This window comes from Marinobacterium zhoushanense (genome assembly GCF_014641945.1).
Taxonomy (GTDB): domain Bacteria; phylum Pseudomonadota; class Gammaproteobacteria; order Pseudomonadales; family Balneatricaceae; genus Marinobacterium_D; species Marinobacterium_D zhoushanense.
This window is the reverse complement of record NZ_BMIJ01000003.1, coordinates 72,038-92,747: the sequence shown is the minus strand read 5'-3', so window position 1 is coordinate 92,747 and position 20,710 is coordinate 72,038. Positions and strand designations below refer to the sequence as shown.

Genomic DNA, 20,710 nt, shown 5'->3' with positions numbered 1-20,710 from the left:
ATTTAGAATATCTGCATTATATTAGAATTAACTAATACTACAAATCGGAATGAATAATTGAGCGCTGCGGTCAGGATGGGATAAACTCTTTGCAGAGAAACAAGCGACTCTGCGTGGCGAATGCGTTCCCCAGCCAAACACCCGCTGTTGCTGTATCGACACTCCAATAAGACTATGCAAATGCACCGCCGCCGGGGAGACCGTCCGTGAGCAAAGTATCCGAGCAGCCCATCGCCTGTAACATACAGCCTGAAAACCCCACACTTGAGTTGATGAAGGCAAACGCCTCACGTGCGGCACAATTGATGAAAGCGCTGGCCAATGACAGCCGTCTGCTGATTCTCTGCCATCTGGACGGCCAGGAACTGTCGGTCAGCGAACTCAATCGCTGCCTGGATCTGAGCCAGAGCGCGTTGTCCCAGCATCTTGCCGTGCTGCGCAAGGATGGCCTGGTTAAAACCCGCCGCGAGTCACAGACCATCTACTACTCTCTCGAAGGTGATACGGCCAAACGGCTGATCAGAACCCTGCACGAAATGTACTGCCCGGAAACGCTGCCCTGAGCGAGAGCCACTTTTCTGGGGGCTGCCGTCCTGGTAAGTGACCTAGCAGGCGTGCTCACTGCTGCAGACGATAGATCTGCCAATCCTCCGCGGGTTCGTTGAGCAGCATCTTCATCTCCACGACCTCCTCCTCGGCGTTATAGCTTATACGGAAGCCCAACCTGCGTGCCAACGCCTGCATCCCTTTATTGGTGGTCAGTGTCGATCCGGAAAGCTCCAGCGTTCCGCGGGAACGGCAGTAATCGATGATCTTGCGCATCAGGATCACGCCCAGCCCCTCACCCTGCAGATCATCCCGAATCACCACCGAAAACTCAGCGCGCACGTTGTCCGCATCGGTTACCGCCCGGGCTACCCCCAGCGTCTCACAGCCCTTGCCGTCAAGACGCGGAGCCGAGACGATAAACGCCATCTCACGGTCGTAATCGATCTGCGTCCAGTTGGCCAGCTCATCATGGGTGGGTACACCGCGGCTGTAGAAATACCGCAGGCGAATCGATTCCGGACTCAACCGGTTGTAAAACTCCAGGTGCGCCGGCTCGTCCTCGCCGCGAATCGCCCGCAACGTCGCCGGCCGCCCTGAGCGTTTCAGTAAAATCTGCTCGGTCAGATGTTCGGGATAGGGGCTGATCGCCAGGCGCCCCGGCTCGGCAACCGACGCCGAATAGTCCACCGCCAAAAGGCCACGCTTGTTCAGCAGCAGCGGGTTGATCTCCAACGTCGAGAGCTCGGGCAGGTCCACCAGCAGGTCAGACAGGCGTAACAGCAGCTCACTCAGCTGATCGACATCGCGCTCCACCTGATAGCTGTTCTCCGCGATGATGCGATAAACCCGTGAGCGTTTCACCATCTCCCGCGCAAGCGCCAGGTTCAGCGGCGGCAGCATGATATTGCGATCAGCCAGCACGTCCACGGTGTAGCCACCGACACCAAACACCAGCAAAGGCCCAAATACCTTATCGCGTGTAATACCGACGTTGATCTGCAGCGACTGGAAACCACGTTTCATCTGCTGAACGGCGAAGCCGAACATCTGGTCGGAGGCGTACAGCTCACCCACTCGATACGCCAGCTTCGTGGTGGCATGACGCACCTCGTTGATGGAGTAAAGATCCAGCGCCAGGTCGTGCCAACGCTGATGCGCGCTGTCGTCATAGCTGAACGGATAGACGTTGGAGCTGTGCAGCGCCTTGACCGCCACAGAGCCGCCCATCTGCCGGGCGCACTCCACCACGCCGGCGATATCCTCGGCATAGCGCGTATTCGCCGTGGGGATCTCATACAGATTGAGCAGCTCTGAGACCTCAGAGTGATGCAGATAGTCCCGCCCCACCTCCTTGGCGGCGGTAATCAGCTCGCCGACTCGACGCCGGTTTGGCGTATTCTGCTGCTGAATGGGCGCCGGCGTCTGGCGCATCACTTGCTGATTGCGATGGTAGTCCACCATGTGCATGAAGGCGTTGACCGCCTCCTCCGGCGTCAGGAAGGTTGCAATCCCCGCTGAGTTGCAGGCATTGCGCGCAGCAATCGCGGAGAAACGCCCCATCCAGCAGGTCAGCACGTTGCGGGGGGTTTTGCGCGCAATCTTGATCACCTCTTCCGCGGTATCGACGCTGGCCGCCAGACGGGTTGGCGCATGAATCACCAATACCGCGTCCACATTGGGGTCCTTGGTCAACAGACGGGTCACTTCGGCAAAGCGTTGCGGATCGGCATCGGCGTTTAGGTCGACCGGGTTCTGTATTCGCGCCTCCGGGGGCAACAGCTCAAGCAGCTGCTGCTCGGTCTCCTCGGTTAGCCTGGCAAGCTGGCCGCCCTTACGCAGCAACCGATCGGTCGCCAATGCATTTGGCCCCATGCCGTTGCACACCAGGGCCAGTCTCTCGCCACGCATCGGCTTCATACGGGACAGGGTTTCCAGCGCATTAAACAGCTCATCCGCCGTTTCAACCCGGACCACGCCGGCACGGCGTAGCGCCGCATCGTATACCAGGTCGGGGTCGGCAATACCGGGGGCGAGCTCAAGCCGATGCTCGGCATCCTGGATGATATTGGACTTCAGCACCAGCACCAGCTTGTTACGCGACGCCGAACGAATCGCCGAGACGAAGCTGCGCGCATCGCCGATCACCCGATCCATCTGCAGCAATATGGCATGGGTCCAAGGATCACGGGCCAAATAATCGATAATCGAGGGCAGATCCACATCGACGCCATCACCCAGCGTCAGAAAGTGGGAAAAGCCGATCTCCTGACCATTGGCCCAGTCGATCATCGCCGTCCCCAACAGCCCCGACTGACCAACGTAGGCCACCTTGCCCTTGAGGATATTGACGTGCGAGTAGCTGGCATTCAGCTTCGACCCCGGCACCAGCATACCCATGCAGTCCGGTCCCAGGATTCTGATACCGTAGGGCTTCGCCGCTTCGCGCACCTCTTCACGCAGGGCGCGGGCATGACTGCTCTGATGCAGTGACAGCCCTCCGGTCAGGATAAGCGCCGCTTTTACCATGTTGGCGCCAAGCTTGCGCACGATGCCCGCGACGGCGTCAGGGGGGGAACAGATAATCGCCAGGTCCGGCATCTCCGGCAACTCGGCGACACCCACGTAACAGGCGACGCCGTTTACGCGGTCATATCCCTTCGAGTTCACGGCCATCAACGTGCCTTCGTAGCCGCTATCGAGAAGGTTTCTCAGCACGATACCACCCATGCTGTCCTCTCGCTCGGAAGCTCCGAATACCGCAATCGACCGAGGCTTAAAGAAGCGCTTCAAATACCGGGTAGACACTCGACAGTTCCTGCATTCATCCGACTGATATTAGGAATATGTCTGACTGTGGATCAGGAATCCAATGATATCTCTTCGCAGTTGCAGCAAAAATTCAGATCCATGATCTGAGCCCACCTTTCATCTCTACAGTGGAATCGCGTGAAGCGATACACCTGGGCGGTTACCACCCCAATGACGCGCCTCATTGCGTATTGTGCAGCGCGCAATCTGGATCCAGGGCTGATTCACCACTAAGCTATTCACCACTAAGCGAGTGGGCAGGACGCCTCGCGCCGTCCCGCCGACAGTCATTCCATTAAGGATAGACAGCCGTCGCCATCATGGCGTAACGCGCGGTTGCCAACCTTGAACCACCGGCTTTCAGCAGCATCCGCGAATACGGCCAAAAAAGAAGCTTAGCCCACACAGCCAGGAGCAGGGAGTCCAGTTGCATGTCCCAGACCCGCTTTACCGAGCTCAAGAATAGCGTCGATCGCGTAATCCACGCATTGGAAGGCAGGTTTACGCAAGGCGTATCACCGGCCTCGCTCACACTGGCCTATCTGGATTGGCTGATCCACCTGGGACACTCGCCAGGCAAGATCAGCGAGCTGATGGAAAACGTTGTGCGCAAGCATCAAGCCTACCTGGTCTGGAGTGCCCGCGCCGCCAGCGATCCTAACCTGCCACCGCTGATCGAACCGAGAACGCAGGATCGCCGTTTCGATAAACCGGCCTGGTCGAATTTCCCGTTCAATACCATTGCTCAGGGATTCTTGCTGCACGAGCAGTGGTGGCACTATGCCACAACCGGCATTCCTGGCGTCAGCCGACACCATGAGAATGTGGTGTACTTTGCCGCCCGCCAGTGGCTGGACATGATGTCACCGACCAACTTCCCGACAACCAACCCCGAGATCATCAACCGTGCCGTCGAAACCGCAGGCAATAGTCTGTACCAGGGGCTGCAGAACCTGCTAGAGGACCTTCAGGCCTATACGCTGGGCAGCACACGGGAGTGCAAGGAGTATTGTGTTGGCGAGAACCTCGCCGTCACCGAAGGACAGGTCGTTTACCGTAACAACCTGATCGAGCTGATCCAGTACAGCCCGAAAACCGCCAGTGTATATGCCGAACCGATCCTGATCGTGCCGGCGTGGATCATGAAGTACTACATTCTTGATCTTTCACCCCATAACTCGATGGTGCGTTACCTGGTCGAACAGGGTCACACCGTATTCATGATCTCCTGGCACAACCCGGATGCCGAAGATCGCGACCTGGCGATGAAGGACTATATCAACCGTGGCGTGCGTGACGCATTGAAGGCGATCAATGCCATCCTACCCGAACGCAAGGTGCACGCCGCCGGTTATTGTCTCGGAGGTACGTTACTGGCGACAACCGCCGCCGCACTGGCCCGGGACGAAGATGAGCGACTGGCGTCCATATCCCTGTTTACTGCGCAGACCGACTTTACCGATGCCGGCGAGCTGATGCTGTTTATCGATGAGAGCCAGCTCAGCTATATGGAAGATATGATGTGGGATAGAGGCTATCTGGACACCAGCCAGATGGCGGGCGCCTTCACCCTGTTGCGTTCCTACGACCTGCTCTGGTCACGCATCGTCAGCGAATACCTACTCGGCGAGCGTCCGAGCATGAACGACCTGATGGTCTGGAACTCCGATTCCACCCGCATGCCGTACAAGATGCATACCCAGTACCTGAAGCGCATGTTCCTGCGCAACGACCTGGCCAGCGGGCGTTTCATCGTTGACGATCGCCCGGTTTCGCTACGCGATATTCGCGTACCGATCTTCTGCGTCGCCACCGAAAAGGATCATGTTGCTCCCTGGCGCTCGGTTTACAAACTGCACAGTCTGGTGCGGACCGACCTCACCTTCGTACTTACCAGCGGCGGCCATAACGCGGGCATCGTCAGCGAGCCGGGCCATCCAAGGCGGAGTTACCGCCTGGCGCTGAACCGGGTTGAAGACAAATACATCTCCCCCGACGAGTGGCTCAATCGTTATGCCAAGCAGGAAGGGTCCTGGTGGGAGCCGTGGAGCACATGGCTTGCGGAACGCTCGGGAGCGCAAACCGAGCCACCGTCCATGGGAAATACGGATGCCGGATACGCACCGATCTGTGCTGCGCCGGGGCTGTACGTTTTCGAGAAGTGATAGGCTGAAGCGCCCATACGGTGGGACTCTCGGGCAAATTGAACGATAGATCAAAAAACGTTTTTTTCATAAATCCGATAGCAAAAATCAATTTTCTGGTTTTGCCGAAGCTGATCTATATTCGCGCCAGAGAGGTATGGAAAACGCGAATCGAATACGAGCGTGTGCGGACCGCGTTTTTCACTCTTGAACGAGGAATTCGCAGCATGCTGCGTACTGCTAACTTTAAGCGTGAGAATACCGCCGATGGGCACCAAAATTCGCGTCGATCAATCTCTGGACGACCTGGATGACTGGAGCGAACAGCTTACAGACGATGATGAAGTGGCACAGACCCGCCAGCGCTACGACGGCAAACGCCGCCGTCAGATTGAAGATCTGATGGAGGAGCGAGCACTGGCACGTCAGATCAGCGACGGTTACGACGACCGTATCTGATCCCTTTCATCTGAAACGGAAACGGCCCGCTCGCGTCCAACGCCAGCGGGCCGTTCTGCTTAAGAGCTGCCTGGATGACAGCCAAGCGTAGGCTGCCCGGCTCAATGCAACCCTGGATCAGGCGGCACAGATGACGTCGCCATGTTCCTCTTTCTCGATCAGTGCGTGATGCATCGCCTTCACGGCACTCTCGTAGTCCTCTTCCCGGACGATCGCCTGCATCTCGACCTGACGTACCGACTGATGCAGCGCCTGCACGCTGATGTTGGCGTCGGATAGCGCCGACACCGTGCGCGCCAATATGCCCGAGACTTTCAGATCCGAGCCGATCGCCGACACGATGGCGACACGATGCAGCTGCACCTCTGCGCCGCTGTAGCGCTCGCCGATCAGGCGCACCGCCCGATTGATCATTTTGCGTGTGCCGGACAGGTAGTAGGTTTGACTGTTGGCATCGGAATCCCGACTGATGACGGATAGCTTGAGCTGCTGCAACAGCTGCAGCAGTTCGATCTCATAACCGATATCGCCCAACATATCCTGATCAAACACCTCCAGCGCCACCACTCCGGTTCGGCCGGCGATGATCTCGACACAGGGTTCGACACTGCAGTAATCCTGACTGATCAGCGTACCCGCATGCTCAGGTTCGAACGCGTTCTTGATGCGCAGCTCGATACCAAGCTCGCGCAGCCCTTTCGCCGCCTTGGGATGGATCGCCTCCATACCAAGATTGGAGAGCTGATCGGCAACATCGTAATTGGTCCGGCCAATGGTGACGATACGATCCAGACCCACGATACCGGGATCGGCAGTACTGAGATGAAACTCCTTGTGAATCACCGCCTCTCTGGCCTTGGTCAGGGTGGCGATCTTGCTGAACGTCATCTCGCTGTAGCCGCGATCGAAGGTCCGCATCAACCCCTCCTTGCAGTGGGTGTAGCCGGTCACGATCGGCAACTCCGTGGCGAGATCGATATCATTCAGGTGATGCTCGAGCATATCCTCGAACGGCCGCGGCTCCGGCTCATGCCAGCCGCTGAGATCGACCAGGCGAGCATTCACTCCGGCATCACGCAGCGCCAGGACCGTATTGTGAGCACTGTGGGCCTCGCCGATCGCCGCCAACATCTCACGTACTCGCATCAGATGATCGGTGAGCTGGAAATGGCCGTAACGACACAGCGCCTGCAAGTTCTGCATGCAACTGCGCGCGCCTTCGATACGTTCCGTAATGAAGGCGTCCGCCCGCTTGCAGGCCTCGGTCGCACCAAACAGGGAGGCATTCATCTGCAGCATACGCTGATGAACGCCGTCGAGTGACTCATGCCAACTTGCTTCCTGCTCACCGTTGGCGAAACGCCCGTAAACGCCAGGCTCTCCTGATTTCTTATGTTCCAGCAGCAGATTGGTCATCCCGCCGTAGGCAGACACAACGAAGATCCGCTGGTACAGATCGGTTCCTTTGCGTCCGCCAATCAGGATCGTGTCCATCAGCTCGGCGAATCGACTCATGGAGGTACCGCCGATCTTCTCTACGCTATGCAATCCCGCTGCAGCCCGCTTCCGATCAGGCATTAACGACCTCCGCTTCAAGTGGATAGACGCCATTCTCATCATGCACCTCCTTCCCATTTAGCGGCGGGTTAAAGGCACAGGCGACCTGCATCCCATCCGGACCGCCACGCAGCAGGTGGCGGTCATTTTTATCGAGAATGTAGACCGTACCGGGCTCGATCTTGTGGATCTTACCGTCAGCCAGAGTCTCCACCTCGCCGGAGCCGCTGATGCAGTAGACGGTTTCCAGATGATTCTGGTACCAGATGTGGGTCTCAGAGTTGGGGTAGATATTGGTGATATGGAAGGAGAAGCCCATACCATCATCTTTCAAAGAGAGCCGTGTGCTATCCCAGGTATTCGTCTCAGAAAAGATCTTGCGGCCGTTTTCTGCACACTCTTTCAGCGTACGTACAATCATGTCAGTATCCTGTTCCAGAGGCTTTAAAGGAAAGTATGTCGAATTAACCCGCTGTCCGCTTACGAAGCCTTGCGCTCGCGCTTGGCAGCCGCCTTGGCAAAGGCTTTATCCAAAACCCCCAGACCGAAATCGATCTGCGCCGTGCTGATGGTCAGCGGTACCAGGCACTTGACGACCTGGTCATGTGCGCCGCTGGTTTCGATTACCAACCCGTTCTGGAAAGCATCGCGGATCACCTCGCCCGCCATTTCACCATCCGGACACTCAATGCCGCTCATCAAGCCGCGTCCCTTGAGCGTCAGGCTGTTCTGGCCGTAGCGGCGAATCAGACGCTCTAGCCCGTTACGCAGGTGCTGTGCTTTCTGTTTGACCTCATCCGCAAACTCGCTATCACGCCAGAACAGCTCAATCGCTTTGGCTGCGGTCACAAAGGCGAGATTGTTACCACGGAAGGTACCGTTATGCTCACCCGGCTCCCATATATCGAGCTCATCCCGGTAGGTCAGGATCGCAAACGGCAGGCCGTAACCGCTAAGAGATTTGGATAGCGTCACCATATCGGGGTGAATACCCATCTCCTCAAAGCTGAAGAAGCTGCCGGTGCGTCCGCAACCAGCCTGAATATCGTCGACAATCAGCAGCATGTCATGACGACGGCACACCGCTTCCAGATTACGCAGCCATTCGGCACTGGCGGCATTCAGACCACCCTCGCCCTGCACGGTCTCAACGATAACCGCTGCCGGATGATCCAGTCCGCTGCTCGGATCACTCAGCAGCTTCTCGAAATATTCGGTGGAGTCGACGCCTTCGCCGAGATAGCCGTCGAACGGGATGCGAAAGACATCATTGAGCGAGGTCCCCATGGCACCACGGTGATGCTGGTTACCGGTCGCTGCCAGGGCTGCACCACTGCAACCATGGAATCCGTTGGTAAAGGAGACGATGGTGCTGCGGCCTTTTACCTTGCGCGCCAGCTTCATCGCCGCCTCGACGGCGTTGGTACCGGTAGGACCGGTGAACATCACGCGGAACGACTCCATTCCACGCGGCTTCAGAATCCATTCGTGGAACGCCTCAAGAAAGCGCGCCTTGGCACTCGAGTGCATATCCAGGCCGTGGGTGATCCCCTCGGAGCTGATGTAATCGATCAGCGCTTCCTTGAGCTCAGGATGGTTATGACCGTAGTTGAGCGTTCCGGCACCAGCCAGAAAATCGATATAGGTCCGCCCTTCCTCGGTAGTGAGCTCAGCCCCTTGGGCCCGGTTGAAAACGACTGGAAACGAACGGCAATAGGAACGTACTTCAGACTCAACCTGCTCAAAAATATTCATTACAAACTCCTGCTTGAGTGAGTGATTTGCTTCAAGACGCCAGTGCAACGGCGAGTTTGAACGGCCCCGCGCGGTACAGCACCTCATCTTCATGAGCGCCATCGAAATGCTCTTCCCGTGCGAACAGAACTCGTTCCTCGACGGGTGCGCTCAACCTGGAGAAGAAGCGCGCGAACATGGACCGGGACGCCTGATTGTCGGGCGTAATGGTCGTCTCGATGTAGTGAACACCGTCATCCGACAGCCGGTCAGCCAGCGCCATCAACATGCGATTACCTAGTCGTTGACCGCGAGCCGCGGGATCAACAGCGACCTGCCAAACGAACAGGGTGTCCTGTCGCTCGGGCGGGCGATAACCGGAGATAAATCCCACCAATTTCCCACTGTCGTCGACAGCAGCGATTGAGGTATCGGCAAAATCACCACACTGCAGCAAGTTGCAGTACATAGAGTTGGTGTCGAGAGGGGGGCAACGTTCAATGAGTCGGAAAACCTCGGCACCGTCTTGAGCCCTCGGCTTCCGGAAGTGAATTTTCTTATGGGTATCCATAGCATCCCTGATTGCTTAGCTTTACGATGCTTTTTATTTTAAAACATATTGGTGAGCATTAATCAACCACAAGCTCGATCGATACACTAATCGAGCTAATATTTTATAATCTTTATTTATCATATACTTAATAGATTAATACACATAAAAGATGTCATTTTACATTGCATCGCGCTACAATACTTTTACGACATAATTCCAGCTTTCTATTGCGATGGTTTGCAAATCAGGCTAAAAACCCGCTACAGAATTTGATTGCCCCGTCAGACAACCCTCGGATTCCAATGTCTAGAAGTCAGGAAGTACTGGTGCTGCTGCGCCAGATCATTCGTGTAACCGATATGCACGACAAACAACTCAGCCGCATGACAGGCTTGACCATGCCTCAGCTGATGACCATGCAGACACTCGACACCGAGGGCTCGATCACCATCGGCGTACTGGCCAAGAAGATGAATCTGGCCCAGGCGACAGTGACCAGCATCCTCGACAGGCTGGAGCTGAAAGGACTGGTGAAAAGGGAGCGCAGCCAGAGCGATAAACGCAAGGTTCTTGCCTGCCCAACACAGGCCGGCATAGAGCTGCTGAAATCAGCGCCGACAACGCTGCAGGACCGATTTGTAGAAAAGTTCGCCGGCCTGAAAGAGTGGGAACAGTCGATGGTAATAGCGGCGCTCGAACATGTTTCGGAACTATTGGAAGCCGATCAAATCGATGCCGCACCAATGCTCGACATTGGCGCTCTCGATCGCCACATGCTTTAAGACGTTCACGCCACAATCCAACTCAAGAGGCGTTACCAGGGGGCTGAACCGCACTTTGTGAAGCCGGCCCCGCCACCCGATTTCTCCCCTCACGCTTGGCCCAATAAAGACGTTCGTCCGCCCTTTGCATTAGAGCCGCAAAACTCTCCCCCGGACGCAGCTGTGACACCCCGAAGCTGGCGGTCACGGTCCGGTCGACACCCAAATTGGTAGATACGATCGCTATGCGTAGCCGCTCGGCCAGTTCGGCAGCGCCCTTGCCTGCGGTCTCAGTCGCAATCACCATAAACTCCTCACCACCGGTGCGCGCCAATAGATCCAGGTTACGTATCCGACTGGCCGCGAGGGCAGCAAACTGCCGCAGCACCTGATCGCCCACCGGGTGACCGTAGACGTCATTAATATCTTTGAAATGATCGATATCGAAAAGAATGACCGACAGATCCCGCCTGTAACGATGCGCCCGGCGCACCTCACCCGACAGCACATCCATGGCGCGCCGCCGATTCAGGATACCGGTCAAGACATCGGTATTGGCCTCCTCCACCAGCGCACGAATCTCGAGCAAACGGCGGTAGGCAAAAAGCACCAGATAAAACGGACCAACCAGGCACAAACTGATCAGAAACTCGTCTAGATTTACCGATTCAAAACGGCGCGTCCAGGCATAGAGGCGATCAGCCAGATCCAGTTCCGATGAGATCAGGTACACTGACAGAAACAGCAAAGCGGCCAGCAACAGCTCACTGCCGAAGCGCCGAGCATCAAGATACTTGTGTTTAAATTGACGCAAACTTACTCCAATAGACAGGTCGTCAGAAAACCCCGCGCAATTCTATCAGCGCCGGGCGTAATCACCACAATCCCTCCAGGTACAGAGACGCTGACTCAACTATAGTCGCCCTCCATGACGCCAGCACAAGAGGAACAGCGCGAGAACAGATGCTTCTCCACCTCTGGCAGCTCTGCTATCCTTGCCTGCTCTATTTTAAGCGCACACAGCCCAAGCCGAGCGATCCGCAATGAACAGATTCTGGAGCCCCGCCATTCAGTCACTGGAGCCCTATACGCCAGGCGAACAGCCTCGCATCGAGGGACTGACCAAGCTGAATACCAACGAAAACCCCTATCCGCCCTCTCCAGCTGTTACGGATGCTCTCAAGCACTTCTCCACCGAACGTCTGCGCCTCTATCCAGACCCCAACGCCAGTCGATTGAAAGACGCACTGGCGCTGGAGTTCGACCTGACCCAGGAGCAGGTGTTCGTTGGCAACGGCTCTGACGAGGTATTAGCACTGGCGTTTATGGCGTTTTTCCGTCAGCCACGCCCTCTGTTGATGCCGGAGATCAGTTACAGCTTCTACGATGTCTACGCCAACCTGTTTGATATCGATTTCCGCAAACTTCCGCTCGACGACCAGTTTCGCATTCGCCTGAGCGACTACCCCGTCGACAACGGCGGTATCATATTTGCCAACCCCAACGCCCCCACCGGGATCGCCGTCGGGCTCGAAGAGATCGAGGCACTACTGAAGCGCAATACCGACAGCCTGGTATTAGTCGATGAAGCCTATATCGACTTTGGCGGTGAGAGCGCAAAAGCGCTAATTGCCTCATACCCAAATCTACTGGTGGTGCAGACCTTCTCCAAATCACGCTCACTTGCCGGTCTGCGCATCGGCTTCGCGTTCGGGCACCCGGAGCTGATCGACGCCCTGGAGCGGGTTAAAAACAGCTTCAACTCGTACCCGCTGGATATGCTCGCGATTGAAGCGGCCTGCGCCTCTTTGACCGATCGGCAGTACTTTACACGCACCTGCGAACAGATTATCGAAACTCGGGATCGTAGCGCTAAGCGGTTGGAGGAGCTGGGTTTTTCGGTACTGCCGTCCAGCACCAATTTTATATTCGCCCGCCATCGCCAACTGGGTGGTGCTGAGCTGATGAGCTATCTGCGTGAACGCAAGATTCTCGTGCGTCATTTCAACAAGCCTGCGATAGCGGATTTTCTACGGATCTCTATCGGAACGGATGAGGAGATGAAACGCTTGGTATCCGCGCTGGAAACACATCCGGACATCTCACACACAACTTGATTGCACACCTTGCCGCCTGCTCGCCACGCTCAGCTTGCAGGAGCTGGAAAGCCTGTGCCTTACCAGCCAGGCTTTCCAGCCATTGCTTGTCATGACGCTAGTCACAGTCCCAAAACGGTGACAAAACGCCTCCAGCGAGCTCAGGCTTCGCCCTCCACCCTATTGCCACCGCTATTGCGCGCTATGAACAGGCTCTCCTCCGCGCGCTTTAGCATCTCGGACGCACTATCCTCAATCCCCCGCATGCCCGCTACACCCACACTCGCGGTGCAGCGCAACTCCCCGGTGGGGTATGGCATCTCCAACTCCTGAATCAGGCGCCGCACTCGCTCCGCTGCCGCCAGCCCCTGCTCATGATTGGTTTCCGGCAGGAAAAGCACCAGCTGGTCATCACCGTAACGGGCCAGAAAATCGGCGGTGCGCTTTAGCTTGTACAACCCTGTCACGATCTGCTGCAACATCTGATCGCCAGCATCCCAACCGTGCTGCTCATTGATACTGCTGAAGTCATCCACATCGATCAGCAACACACTACAGGTCCAATCATACCGCTGAGCCTGCGCAACCGTTTGCTCCATGACCGTCAGCAATGCGCGGCGATTGTACGCCCCGGTCAGCGGGTCCCGTTGTGCCTGGTTGGTGACTTTACGCTGCAGCTTCTTACGCTCGTTGATATCTCGCGCACTCCAGATCAGCTCACCAGCCGGAGTGGCGATGAAGCGCGCCTCGTACCAGATGGGTTCGCGCAGACCCGCTTCGTGCAACATCGGCAATTGTTCCGGGCGGAGTACGTATTCGAGCGATTGCACCGAGCCCGGTGTAGTCTGAGCAAGCGCAATAACAGCACGAATTTTAGCCAGGAGATCCTCGGCAAGCAGCGTCTCCAGATCTCTCCCGGTGACAATCGATTCATTGAGCCATTCCGACTCACCCGCCCGACACATGACCACCGTTTCGCCATCAAGCACCATCAGCAGGTCCCGAGACACCTCGAGTATTGCCTCATACCGCTCAGCCCGATTTTCGACCTCTTGCGTCATCACGACTCTCCCCGCGCTCCATATCCCAATGAACTTCATGAGCCTCAGCCCCCTTCACCAAGGGCTATCCCAGAAATTACCGGATTATCTCTGTGGATCAAAGTGTTATTCGCCGCACCCATGACCGTGAACCGTTCCCCCGACAGCCTTGGCGCCCGCACCGGGTAAGCCAACCAACGCCCCCATGCTCATGGTGCCAAGTGCAACACTGCAGGCGAGGGACGCCCTTAGCATTGTCGATCAAGCGTACAGTCCTGGTTACCGGTAAATCTTAGCAGCAACCTAGCGTGAACGAGTAATTGTGATATTGTTGCGACAGATCACTATATGAACAGGGAGTCTGATAGTGCCAGAGCAGCCACAGGTACTAATGGCTAGGCAGCCGATCTTCGACAAGGAGCTTCGGGTGGTTGCCTACGAGCTGTTATACCGTTCGGACGACGAAAGAGAGATCGCCAATGTGTTCAACGGCCACCAAGCCACTTCGAACGTACTGGTGAACGCCTATACCAGCATCATCGCCAATCAGGAGCGCCGCCAACTACCCGCCTTCCTTAATCTTCCCCGCGAGATGTTTGAAACAGACTCCCTGCCGGCAATGTCTCATCGCCAACTGGTGATAGAAGTGCTGGAGGACGTAACCATCGACGACACGCTGATCGAGTCGGTTAAACGGTACAAGGCGGCGGGCTACCGGATTGCTCTCGACGACTTTATATACTCACCGCAGTACGATCCACTGCTGGCCCTGGCCGACATCGTTAAAGTCGACATACTCGCCCTGGGGATGCCGGATGTACGTTACACGGTCAGACAGCTAAAGCGATTTCCGCTCACGATGTTGGCGGAGAAGATTGAAACCTACGACCAGTTGCGCGAGTGTATCGATCTCGGTTTCAAGCTGTTTCAGGGCTACTTTCTGCGCAGACCTGAGATCGTCGAGGGCCGACGGCTGGACAGCAATGAGACGGTACTGTTGCAGCTTTTGGCCGAATTGAACAATGCCGAACCCAATACTGAAAAACTGGTCGCTCTGATTGGACAGGATCCGAGCCTTACCTACCGATTGCTCAAAATCGTCAACTCGGCCGCATTGTCGCAGCAACGCAATATCGAGAACATCAAGGAAGCATTGGTTATCCTGGGACTTGCCGAGATTCGCAAGTGGATCTCGTTGATTGCACTTTCCGGCCAAAGCAGAAAGCCGTCAGAATTGGTTAGAGAAACACTGGTGCTGGCCAAAATGTGCGAGCTGCTGGCAGAAAACCTTAAAAGCGCAGAGATGCCACCAAACAGCGCCTTCCTCTGCGGCCTGCTGAGCCGCCTGGACGCCATTCTCGACATAGAAAAAGAGCAACTGCTGCGTCAGATAGCCGTCAGCGATCAGATAACCGCCGCTGTTCGCGACGGCAGCGGATCTTTGGGTACATTGCTGACCAATGTATGCGCCTACTACGACGGACAGTGGAGCCAACTGAACGTATCGGATCACCCGCTATATCAACGCTGCCATATTGCCAGCCTTGAATGGGTCAATGACACCATGTCGCAGCTGGACTCAATGAGCGACTGACGGACTCCGTTGGCCCTGGACCTTCGAAAGGCTTAGCGAACGCCTGCGATCATGTGCTCGATAGCTGCACGCAACTCATCGTCGCTACAGCTCATGCAGGTACCCTTGGGCGGCATCGCTCCCTTGCCGGCACGCACTGTCGCCAACATGCCATCCACCCCTTTATCCAACCGGGGCGCCCAGGCCGCGTTGTCGCCAAGCGCTGGTGCACCGCCCAGTCCTGCGTTATGACAGGACTGGCAATGCTTAACAACGGTCTCTTCTGCGGTTTGTGCAAGCGATGCTTGAGCGGGCAGTACTAGCATCGCGCTCAATATGATTAAGACTGATACTCTATTCATGCGTTATCAACTCCACGACTGGCGACTTTTTGCCTATCAAAGCAGAAATGACTCCGTTAGAAAACATTTATACTCAGCCGAATCAATAGCTCATGATTTATAACAAAAAAGGCAGCCGAAGCTGCCTTTTTATCCAGGGATAAAACCCTTACTTCATAGACCAGCCGGTAACTTCCGACAGTGCCTTGCCGATATCGGCCAGGGAACGCACGGTCTTCACACCAGCATCTTCCAGCGCCGCGAACTTCTCGTCTGCCGTACCCTTACCACCGGAGATGATCGCACCGGCATGACCCATGCGCTTGCCCGGAGGTGCGGTCACACCGGCGATGTAGGAAACCACCGGCTTGGTCACGTTGGCCTTGATGAAGGCAGCCGCTTCCTCTTCAGCCGAACCGCCGATCTCACCGATCATAACGATCGCTTCGGTCTGCGGATCCTGCTCAAACATGGCCAGAATATCGATGAAGTTGGAACCCGGAATCGGGTCACCACCGATACCGACACAGGTGGACTGACCGAAGCCTGCATCAGTGGTCTGCTTGACCGCTTCGTACGTCAGGGTACCGGAACGGGATACGATACCAACCTTACCAGGCAGGTGGATGTGGCCCGGCATGATACCGATCTTGCACTCACCCGGAGTGATAACACCCGGGCAGTTCGGGCCGATCAGGCGCACGCCCAGCTCGTCACACTTCACCTTGCACTGCAGCATATCCATAACCGGGATGTGCTCGGTGATAGTAACGATCAGCTTGATGCCAGCATTAGCCGCTTCCAGGATGGAATCCTTGCAGAAGGGAGCCGGAACGTAGATAACGGATGCTTCAGCACCAGTGGCCTCTACCGCTTCTTTGACGGTGTTGAAAACCGGCAGACCCAGGTGCTCGGTACCGCCCTTACCCGGGGTTACACCGCCAACCATTTTGGTGCCGTATGCGATCGCCTGCTCAGAGTGGAAGGTACCCTGACCACCAGTGAAACCCTGACAGATAACTTTGGTGTCTTTGTTGATCAGAATGGACATTATTTACCCTCCGCTGCTTTAACCGCCTGCTGAGCCGCATCGGTCAGGCTGGTTGCGGCGATGATATCCAGGCCAGACTCGGACAGGAGCTTGGAGCCAAGATCTGCGTTGTTACCTTCCAGACGTACCACAACCGGTACTTCTACACCCACTTCCTTGACTGCACCGATAATACCTTCGGCGATCAGGTCGCAGCGAACGATACCACCAAAGATGTTGACCAGAACGGCCTTAACCTTGCTGTCTTCGAGGATGATCTTGAACGCTTCGGTAACACGCTCCTTGGTCGCACCACCGCCTACGTCGAGGAAGTTGGCCGGGAAGCCGCCGTGCAGGGATACGATATCCATGGTACCCATGGCCAGGCCTGCGCCGTTAACCATGCAACCGATGTTACCGGTCAGCGCCACGTAGTTCAGATCCCACTCTGCCGCACGGGCTTCACGGGCATCGTCCTGAGACGGATCGTGCATCGCCTGCAGATCTTTGTGACGGTACACGGAGTTGCCATCGATCACGACCTTGGCATCCAGGCAGTGCAGGTTGCCCTGGTCAGTGATGACCAGCGGGTTGATCTCGAGCAGGGCCAGATCCTTCTCTTCGAACATCTTCGCCAGACCCAGGAAGATATTGACGAACTGCTTGATCTGGTCGCCTTTCAGGCCCAGCTGGAACGCCAGTTCACGGCCCTGGTAGGGCTGCGCGCCGGTCAGCGGGTCGATGGTTGCTTTCAGGATCTTTTCTGGAGTCTCTTCGGCAACCTTCTCGATCTCAACACCGCCTTCGGTGGAGGCCATGAAGACGATACGACGGCTGGAGCGGTCTACGACAGCGCCCAAGTAGAGTTCGTTGGCGATGTCGGTGCAGGTTTCAACCAGGATCTTGGAAACCGGCTGTCCGTTGGCGTCTGTCTGGTAGGTGACCAGACGCTGACCCAACCACTTTTCAGCGAAGGCCTTAGCTTCTTCCGGGGAGTCGACCAGCTTCACGCCGCCCGCTTTACCGCGGCCGCCGGCGTGTACCTGAGCCTTGACGACCCACTTGTCTCCGCCAATCTGCTTGGCTGCTTCTACTGCTGCTTCCGGAGTATCCACCGCGATTCCCTTGGAAACCGGCAGACCATAGGCGGCAAACAGCTGTTTACCCTGGTACTCGTGAAGGTTCATGCTCTAATCCGTTGTTGTGTCGGTTGTTCATACACGGCGCCATGAGTAGACGGCGCCGTGCGCTTTCATCAGTGCTATCACACAGGGGACGAGCTTTTGGCCCGACCCGCGTAATGCAACCCTCAGTACTTAACGTTTTTTACGGTTGGCGATATGGATGGCGTGATTGTCCACGGCCAGCGCCGCCTCGTGCACCGCTTCACTTACTGTCGGGTGAGCGAAAACAGTAAGCTGAAGATCTTCGGCGCTGGAGGCGAACTCCATAGCGATCACACCCTGAGCGATCAACTCGGATGCAATGCCACCTACCATATGCACGCCCAGTATGCGGTCGGTCGCTTCATCTGCGATCATTTTGACGAAGCCGTCAGTGGCATTGGCTGCCATCGCACGTCCAGACGCCGCAAACGGGAATTTGCCGACTTTATATTTAACACCTTCAGACTTGAGCTCCTGCTCAGTCTTACCTACCCAGGCCAGCTCCGGGAAGGTGTAGATGATGTTAGGGATGCAGTCATAGTTCATCGCAGCCTTATGGCCAGCGATGATATCTGCAACCATGATGCCCTCTTCCGAGGCCTTGTGTGCCAGCATCGGGCCACGAACGGAGTCACCGATCGCGTAGACGCCCGGTGCGTCGGTGCGACAGTTCTCATCAACGAAGATGAAACCGCGCTCATCCAGCTTGACGCCGGAATCTTCAGAAAGGAGTCCCTTGGTCTGCGGGCGACGGCCGACTGCTACGATCAGCTTGTCGACGACGATCTCCTGATCGCCGTTGGTGTCGGTGTACTTGACCTTCACCTCTTTACCATCGATGACCTCGGTACCGGTGCAACGTGCACCCAGCTTGATATCCAGCCCCTGCTTGGTCAGCAGTTTCTTGGCCTCCTTGGCGACATCGATATCGGCCAGAGCCAGGAAATCGTCCATCGCTTCAAGCACGGTAACTTCGGATCCGCAACGCGCCCAGATCGAGCCCATCTCGAGACCGATAACACCCGCACCGATGATACCCAGACGCTTCGGCGTCTCGGTGATATCCAGTGCACCAGCGTTATCCAGAATCAGACCTTCGGTCAGCGGAGCCGGCGGAATCTCGACCGGCACAGAACCGGACGCGAGAATCACGTTCTCGGCACCATGAACGGAGACATTGCCGTCCTTATCGGTAACTTCGACCTGCTTGCCCGCCAGCAGCTTACCGGTACCCTGCAACAGGGTAACGCCGTTGGCTTTGAACAGACCTCCGATACCACCGGTCAGGTTCTTGACGATCTGGTCTTTGCGCTCGACCATCTTTTTGGTATCGATCTGCACATTATCGGCAACGATACCCTGAGCGGCGAAACCGTGCTGAGCTTCGTGCAGCTTATGCGTGGTTTCCAGCAGCGCCTTGGACGGTATGCAACCCACGTTCAAACAGGTACCACCAAGGACTGCGGTGCCTTTTTCGTCAACCCACTTCTCGACACAAGCAGTCTTCAAACCCAGCTGGGCAGCGCGAATAGCCGCCACATAACCACCAGGCCCTGCACCGATAACAATTACATCAAATTTATCTGACATCACTTAATCCTGTCTGTCTGTTCACTCGTTCGATTGTGAGTCCGCTTAGATATCCAGCAGCATACGCGCCGGATCTTCCAGCAGATCCTTGATGGTGACGAGGAATTGTACCGCCTCCTTGCCATCGATCATACGATGGTCGTATGACAGAGCCAGATACATCATCGGCAGGATTACGACCTGACCGTTTACCGCCATCGGACGTTCCTGAATCTTGTGCATACCCAGAATCGCAGTCTGCGGCGGGTTCAGGATCGGAGTGGACATCAGAGAACCGAAAACACCACCATTGGTAATGGTGAAGGTACCGCCCTGCATATCGTCCATACCCAGCTTACCGTCACGACCACGCTTACCGAAGTCCGCAATGGTGGCTTCGACGTCAGCCAGGCTCATGCTGTCGGTATCACGCAGAACCGGCACCATCAGACCGCGGTCGGTGGATACGGCCACACCGATATCCTGATAACCGTGGTAAACCATGTCGTTACCGTCGATAGAGGCGTTAACAGCCGGGAACCGCTTGAGCGCTTCGGTAGCCGCCTTGACGAAGAAGGACATGAAGCCCAGACGGGTACCGTTGTGGGTCTTCTCGAACAGATCCTTGTACTGCTTGCGCAGATCCATGACCGGCTTCATGTTAACCTCATTGTAGGTGGTCAACATGGCGGCATTCTGCTGTGCTTCAACCAGACGCTTGGCGATGGTCGCGCGCAGACGCGTCATCGGCACACGCTTTTCGGTGCGCTCACCAGCCGGAACACTGACCGTGGCAGCCGCAGCCGCTGGGGCGGCAGCCGGCGCAGCAGCAGGCGCAGCAGGCTTGTTCTTCAGATAGTTCAGAACATCCTCTTTAGTGATCCCGCCGTTCTTGCCGGTAGCAGGAATCGACTTGGCATCCAGGTTGTTCTCGTCAATCAGCTTACGAGCCGCCGGGCCGATCTTGTCGCCCTCACCGGTTTCGCCAGCCGGAGCTTCGGCGCTGCTTTCCGCAGCAGCCGGCGCAGAGGCTGATGCGGAACTACCGGCAGCACCCTCTTCAAAGATCGCGATGACCTCGTCGCTGAGTACGGTGTCGCCTTCGCCTTTCACGATCTCCTTGATCACACCATCAGCTGGTGCAACGACCTCGAGAACCACTTTATCGGTCTCGATATCGACAATCAGCTCATCAGCAGAGCAGGCCTCTCCAGGCTGCTTGTGCCAGGTTGCAACGGTACCGTCCGCTACGGACTCCGGAAAAGTTGGCGCTTTGATATCGATGGACATGCTATTTCCTTAAATACTGTGCTCGTTTTTTCTGCTAACG

18 protein-coding genes are annotated in these 20,710 nt (G+C 56.4%); 6 read left to right on the top strand and 12 right to left on the bottom strand.

Annotated elements, in window-relative coordinates; translation table 11 throughout:
• The first annotated feature begins 272 nt into the window (after nt 1-272).
• Complete coding sequence (locus IEX40_RS07495; RefSeq protein ID WP_188747694.1) at nt 273-563, top strand: ArsR/SmtB family transcription factor; 291 nt, start codon at nt 273-275, stop codon at nt 561-563.
• Nucleotides 564-618: 55 nt separating this feature from the next.
• Here IEX40_RS07495 and IEX40_RS07490 read toward each other — a convergent pair whose 3' ends face one another.
• On the bottom strand, nt 619-3,354 hold the full coding sequence (locus IEX40_RS07490) for a bifunctional acetate--CoA ligase family protein/GNAT family N-acetyltransferase (RefSeq protein ID WP_188746900.1): 2,736 nt from the start codon (nt 3,352-3,354) through the stop codon (nt 619-621).
• Between the two features lie 434 nt (nt 3,355-3,788).
• Here IEX40_RS07490 and IEX40_RS07485 point away from each other — a divergent pair, with 434 nt between their 5' ends.
• Together IEX40_RS07485 and IEX40_RS07480 are read left to right on the top strand one after the other, a co-directional pair.
• Complete coding sequence (locus IEX40_RS07485; protein ID WP_188746898.1) at nt 3,789-5,522, top strand: PHA/PHB synthase family protein; 1,734 nt, start codon at nt 3,789-3,791, stop codon at nt 5,520-5,522.
• 246 nt (nt 5,523-5,768) lie between these two features.
• Nucleotides 5,769-5,960, top strand: a complete 192-nt coding sequence (locus tag IEX40_RS07480; RefSeq protein WP_188746896.1) for a PA3496 family putative envelope integrity protein — start codon at nt 5,769-5,771, stop codon at nt 5,958-5,960.
• 117 nt (nt 5,961-6,077) lie between these two features.
• On the opposite strand, the gene IEX40_RS07475 is transcribed toward IEX40_RS07480, so the two are convergent.
• Genes IEX40_RS07475 through ectA form a run of 4 tightly spaced genes read right to left on the bottom strand, consistent with a single transcriptional unit; the run spans nt 6,078 to nt 9,822 of the window.
• Nucleotides 6,078-7,538, bottom strand: a complete 1,461-nt coding sequence (locus IEX40_RS07475) for an aspartate kinase (protein ID WP_229680638.1) — start codon at nt 7,536-7,538, stop codon at nt 6,078-6,080.
• Entirely contained in the window at nt 7,531-7,938 is a 408-nt protein-coding gene (locus IEX40_RS07470) for an ectoine synthase (protein ID WP_188746894.1), read from the bottom strand. Before IEX40_RS07470 ends, IEX40_RS07475 begins: the two co-directional genes overlap by 8 nt.
• Nucleotides 7,939-7,997: 59 nt before the next feature.
• Nucleotides 7,998-9,272, bottom strand: a complete 1,275-nt coding sequence (gene ectB, locus IEX40_RS07465; RefSeq protein ID WP_188746892.1) for a diaminobutyrate--2-oxoglutarate transaminase — start codon at nt 9,270-9,272, stop codon at nt 7,998-8,000.
• A gap of 31 nt (nt 9,273-9,303) precedes the next feature.
• Entirely contained in the window at nt 9,304-9,822 is a 519-nt protein-coding gene (gene ectA, locus IEX40_RS07460) for a diaminobutyrate acetyltransferase (protein WP_188746890.1), read from the bottom strand.
• Nucleotides 9,823-10,106: 284 nt separating this feature from the next.
• On the opposite strand from ectA, the gene IEX40_RS07455 reads away from it, so the two are divergent.
• Complete coding sequence (locus IEX40_RS07455) at nt 10,107-10,586, top strand: MarR family winged helix-turn-helix transcriptional regulator (RefSeq protein ID WP_188746888.1); 480 nt, start codon at nt 10,107-10,109, stop codon at nt 10,584-10,586.
• 22 nt (nt 10,587-10,608) lie between these two features.
• On the opposite strand, the gene IEX40_RS07450 is transcribed toward IEX40_RS07455, so the two are convergent.
• Nucleotides 10,609-11,379, bottom strand: coding sequence for a GGDEF domain-containing protein (locus tag IEX40_RS07450; RefSeq protein WP_188746887.1), 771 nt, complete (start codon nt 11,377-11,379; stop codon nt 10,609-10,611).
• A gap of 229 nt (nt 11,380-11,608) precedes the next feature.
• On the opposite strand from IEX40_RS07450, the gene hisC reads away from it, so the two are divergent.
• On the top strand, nt 11,609-12,682 hold the full coding sequence (gene hisC / locus IEX40_RS07445; protein WP_188746885.1) for a histidinol-phosphate transaminase: 1,074 nt from the start codon (nt 11,609-11,611) through the stop codon (nt 12,680-12,682).
• Between the two features lie 140 nt (nt 12,683-12,822).
• Here hisC and IEX40_RS07440 read toward each other — a convergent pair whose 3' ends face one another.
• Entirely contained in the window at nt 12,823-13,722 is a 900-nt protein-coding gene (locus IEX40_RS07440) for a GGDEF domain-containing protein (RefSeq protein ID WP_188746883.1), read from the bottom strand.
• A gap of 346 nt (nt 13,723-14,068) precedes the next feature.
• On the opposite strand from IEX40_RS07440, the gene IEX40_RS07435 reads away from it, so the two are divergent.
• Entirely contained in the window at nt 14,069-15,295 is a 1,227-nt protein-coding gene (locus IEX40_RS07435; RefSeq protein WP_188746881.1) for an EAL and HDOD domain-containing protein, read from the top strand.
• A 32-nt stretch (nt 15,296-15,327) separates the two neighbouring features.
• On the opposite strand, the gene IEX40_RS07430 is transcribed toward IEX40_RS07435, so the two are convergent.
• From IEX40_RS07430 to odhB, 5 genes are all read right to left on the bottom strand, one after another.
• Nucleotides 15,328-15,600, bottom strand: a complete 273-nt coding sequence (locus IEX40_RS07430; protein ID WP_188746879.1) for a c-type cytochrome — start codon at nt 15,598-15,600, stop codon at nt 15,328-15,330.
• A gap of 184 nt (nt 15,601-15,784) precedes the next feature.
• A complete protein-coding gene (sucD, locus tag IEX40_RS07425) occupies nt 15,785-16,666 on the bottom strand; it encodes a succinate--CoA ligase subunit alpha (RefSeq protein WP_188746877.1) in 882 nt (293 codons plus the stop codon).
• Nucleotides 16,666-17,832 (bottom strand): ADP-forming succinate--CoA ligase subunit beta, encoded by a 1,167-nt coding sequence (gene sucC / locus IEX40_RS07420; RefSeq protein WP_188746876.1) that lies wholly within the window; start codon nt 17,830-17,832, stop codon nt 16,666-16,668. Before sucC ends, sucD begins: the two co-directional genes overlap by 1 nt.
• A 129-nt stretch (nt 17,833-17,961) precedes the next feature.
• Nucleotides 17,962-19,401: a dihydrolipoyl dehydrogenase gene (gene lpdA / locus IEX40_RS07415; protein ID WP_188746874.1), complete on the bottom strand. Its 1,440-nt coding sequence runs from the start codon at nt 19,399-19,401 to the stop codon at nt 17,962-17,964.
• Nucleotides 19,402-19,446: 45 nt separating this feature from the next.
• A complete protein-coding gene (gene odhB / locus IEX40_RS07410; protein WP_188746872.1) occupies nt 19,447-20,670 on the bottom strand; it encodes a 2-oxoglutarate dehydrogenase complex dihydrolipoyllysine-residue succinyltransferase in 1,224 nt (407 codons plus the stop codon).
• Nucleotides 20,671-20,710: the final 40 nt, after the last annotated feature.